This window comes from Streptomyces sp. CBMA123, from assembly GCF_014596465.1.
Classification (GTDB): domain Bacteria; phylum Actinomycetota; class Actinomycetes; order Streptomycetales; family Streptomycetaceae; genus Kitasatospora.
On sequence record NZ_MECK01000397.1, the window covers coordinates 1 to 3,459 of the forward strand.

Sequence of the window (3,459 nt, forward strand, 5' to 3'; positions counted from 1 at the left end):
TACGGCGACGCACGGCGGGGTGTCCTGGGGTGCTCGCCCGGCCGTCTCTTCCACGACCGGAGACTTTACGCGCTCACACGGGCGAACCGGACAACGGGGCCCGCTCGCCGCAACCCGCCGAAGACAGGCCCTAGTCGTCCACCACCATCGACCCGCCCGGCACCCGGAGCGCCAGCTCCTTCCAGAACCCCGCCCGGATGGCGTAGCGGTCGTGTTCGTCGATCTGGTCGTCCTTGTGGGCGAGCAGCCCGAAGCGGGCCGCGTAGCGCAGCAGCTCGCCGTCGACCCGGTGCGGGATGCGCGGGTAGTCGGGCCAGAGCAGGGTGAGGCGTTCGAGGTCGCCGAGCCGGTCGCTCCAGCGGCGGGCGAAGACCTGCCCGACCTCGTGGGCGTCGCCGCCGATGGTGGTGATGTCCTCCTCGCGGTCGGCCCAGCGCTGTTCGGCGGTGGTCAGCTGGGCCAGGGTCGGCAGGCCGTCCCCGGCGGTGGTGGAGGGCTCGGGGACGGGCCGGTCGACCCAGCCCCGGTCGGAGGACCAGCGCAGCACCGGCCCGCCCGCCGGGTGTCCGTTGGCGGCGTGGCCGTTCGCGTGGCCGTTGGCCGGTACGCCCGCCACCGGGGTGATCGGGGTGACGGCCGGGATCCGCCCGGCGAGGTCCTTCGGGGTGGGCACCACCCGCAGCGCCGCGGCCGGCTGCGGCCGCCCGTTGGCGGCGGATTCCTCGGCCGTCGCGGCGGCGGGCCGGACGGCCGGGGGCGCCACGCTCGGCGGGGAGGCCGGCGGGGCGGCGAGGATCTTGGCGATCTCCTGCCGGGCGCCGCCCGTACCGGGGGCGGGGAACACGGTGGAGTGGTCGCGCAGCGAGAAGGAGCCCTCGATCCACTCGCGGTCCAGTACGCGCCGCTCGTCGGCCTCGCCGACCAGGTCCTCGGACTGGTTGAAGTCCCCGTCGGCGGCCTGCAGCGCCCACAGGTGCACGGCCACGCCGTGTTCCTTGGCGGTCATCATGCCGGGCAGCAGGTCCCCGTCGCCGGTGATCAGCACGACGTCGGCGCAGGCCCGGTTGCGGGCGAGTTCGGAGAGTTCGGCGTGCATCGCGGCGTCCACGCCCTTCTGCACCCAGCGCCCCTCGGCCCGGGTGAGGGCGCCGAGCCGTACGGTGACCCGGGGCAGCACGCGCAGCCGGCGGTGCTCGGGCATCGGGCGGCGGTCGGGGGCCGCGTCGAACCAGTAGATCCGCAGCAGCGGCAGCCCGGTCTCGGCCTCGGCGCGTTCGCGCAGGGCGCTGATCAGCGCGGTGTGGTCGACGGTGACCTTGGAGCGGGACGGGTCGCCGGCGAGCAGACTGGCGGCAGCGCCCAGCAGGTATCCGGCATCCACCAGGACGACACAGCGGTCCATCCGCGCACCTCTTTCCGCTCGCCCTCGAAGGTCGGTCTGGGTGGGCGGTCCGCCCGTCGGCCGGACGTGTGGGGTGAGGGGCCCCCTTGTCCGCCCGATCGTTGGGTCACCTTTTCCCCCTGGTTCGCGGCCCGAACCTCGGCAGATGTCCCGGTCCCGCAACAGCGGCCCCAATGAGTCGCAAAGAAACACGAAGGCGGGCCCCGTTCAACGACGGGGCCCGCCAAACGTCACGTGACGCTACGCCGGGGTGCTCGGCCGGGGTGCCCGGCCGGGGTGTCAGCCCTTGAGCTCGGCGGCCACCAGCTCGGCCAGCTGGACGGCGTTGAGCGCGGCGCCCTTGCGCAGGTTGTCGTTCGAGACGAACAGCGACAGGCCGTTCTCCACCGTCTCGTCGACCCGGATGCGGCCGACGTAGCTCGGGTCCTGCCCGGCCGCCTGCAGCGGGGTGGGGATCTCGGACAGCTCGACGCCGGGGGCGGCGGTGAGCAGTTCGACGGCCCGCTCGGGGCTGATCGGGCGCTCGAAGCGGGCGTTGATCTGCAGCGAGTGGCCGGAGAAGACCGGGACGCGCACGCAGGTGCCGGCGACCTTGAGCTCGGGGATGCCGAGGATCTTGCGGCTCTCGTGGCGGAGCTTCTGCTCCTCGTCGGTCTCGTTGGAGCCGTCCTCGACGATGGAGCCGGCCAGCGGCACCACGTTGAAGGCGATCGGCCGCCGGTAGACCTTGGGCTCGGGGAACTCGACGGCGGAGCCGTCGTGGGCGAGGGCGGCGGCGCCGTCCACGACCTTGGCGGCCTGGTCCCGCAGCTCGGCCACGCCGGCCACGCCGCTGCCGGAGACGGCCTGGTAGGTGGAGACGACCAGGGCGGCGAGCCCCGCCTCCTGGTGCAGCGGGCGCAGCACCGGCATGGCCGCCATGGTGGTGCAGTTGGGGTTGGCGATGATGCCCTTGGGGCGGTCGGCGATGGCCTCCGGGTTGACCTCGGAGACGACCAGCGGGACCTCGGGGTCGCGGCGCCAGGCGGAGGAGTTGTCGATGACGACGGCACCGGCCGCGGCGGCCTTGGGGGCCAGGGCCTTGGAGGTGGAGCCGCCGGCCGAGAAGATCACGATGTCCAGGCCGGTGTAGTCGGCCGTGGCCGCGTCCTCGACGGTGACCTCGGTGCCCTGCCAGGGCAGCGTGCGCCCGGCCGAGCGGGCCGAGGCGAACAGCCGCAGCTGTTCCACCGGGCCGATTCCACCGGGAAGTCCAGCGCGCTCGGCCAGGATCTCGCGGACCACGCCGCCGACCTGGCCGGTGGCCCCGACAATGCCGATCTTCATTCCGACTACTCCTCTGAATGGTGCTGCCTACCGTCGCACTCTGCCCATCATGCCTTGTCACGGGTGTCGCACGACCTGCTGTTCCACGGTGTGAGAGCGCTTAGTGGTCCAGACCATTGACGAGGGCCAGCGCGGCCGCGACCTCCGCCTCCCCGGCCGGCAGCAGCGGCAGCCGCACATCCGGGGTCGGGATCCGGCCCTGGGCGTGCAGCACGCCCTTGGTCACCGTCGGATTCGGCGCGGTGAACGCGGACAGCGCCAGCGCGGTCAGCCGGTGCCCGAGCGCCCGGGCCCGCTCGACGTCCCCGGCCCGCCAGGCCTCGTACAGCTCGACGAACCGGCCGGTCGCCAGGTGCGCGGAGGCGAGGATGCCGCCGGCCGCGCCGATCGCCAGCATCGGCGACAGGAAGGCGTCCTCGCCGGTGAGGAAGGCGAACCCCTCGGGGGCGTCGGCGAGCAGTTCGGCGGCCGTCTGGTCCAGCCCGCCGGTCGCGTACTTGACGCCCACCACGCCCTCGATCGCGGCCAGTTCGCGCAGCGCGGCGGTGGAGAGCTGCTGCCCGGTGCGGTACGGGATGTGGTAGACGACCAGCGGCAGCGGGCTGCTCGCGGCCAGCGCCCGGAAGTGCGCGACCGTCCCGGCCTCGCCGGCCCGGACGAAGGCCGGGGTGGTGACCAGCGCCGCCGCCTGCGGCACCCGCGCGCCGAGTGCGGCGAGCGCCTCGCCGACG

3 protein-coding genes are annotated in these 3,459 nt (G+C 74.0%); all 3 read right to left on the bottom strand.

The window, feature by feature from the left end; genetic code table 11:
* Nucleotides 1-130: 130 nt before the first annotated feature.
* Nucleotides 131-1,402: an NYN domain-containing protein gene (locus BG452_RS31625; RefSeq protein ID WP_188307789.1), complete on the bottom strand. Its 1,272-nt coding sequence runs from the start codon at nucleotides 1,400-1,402 to the stop codon at nucleotides 131-133.
* 279 nt (nucleotides 1,403-1,681) lie between these two features.
* Nucleotides 1,682-2,728 carry an aspartate-semialdehyde dehydrogenase gene (locus BG452_RS31630; protein WP_188307790.1) on the bottom strand — a complete coding sequence of 349 codons (1,047 nt, stop codon included), beginning with the start codon at nucleotides 2,726-2,728 and terminating at the stop codon, nucleotides 1,682-1,684.
* A gap of 100 nt (nucleotides 2,729-2,828) precedes the next feature.
* Nucleotides 2,829-3,459: dihydrodipicolinate synthase family protein (locus BG452_RS31635; protein WP_188307791.1), on the bottom strand; the 631-nt coding region annotated here is incomplete at its 5' end.

What these genes read in the sequence shown, in the direction of transcription:
- BG452_RS31625 (WP_188307789.1), bottom strand. Translation starts at nt 1,402, where the DNA reads ATGGACCGCTGTGTCGTCCTGGTGGATGCCGGATACCTGCTGGGCGCT.
- BG452_RS31630 (WP_188307790.1), bottom strand. Translation starts at nt 2,728, where the DNA reads ATGAAGATCGGCATTGTCGGGGCCACCGGCCAGGTCGGCGGCGTGGTC.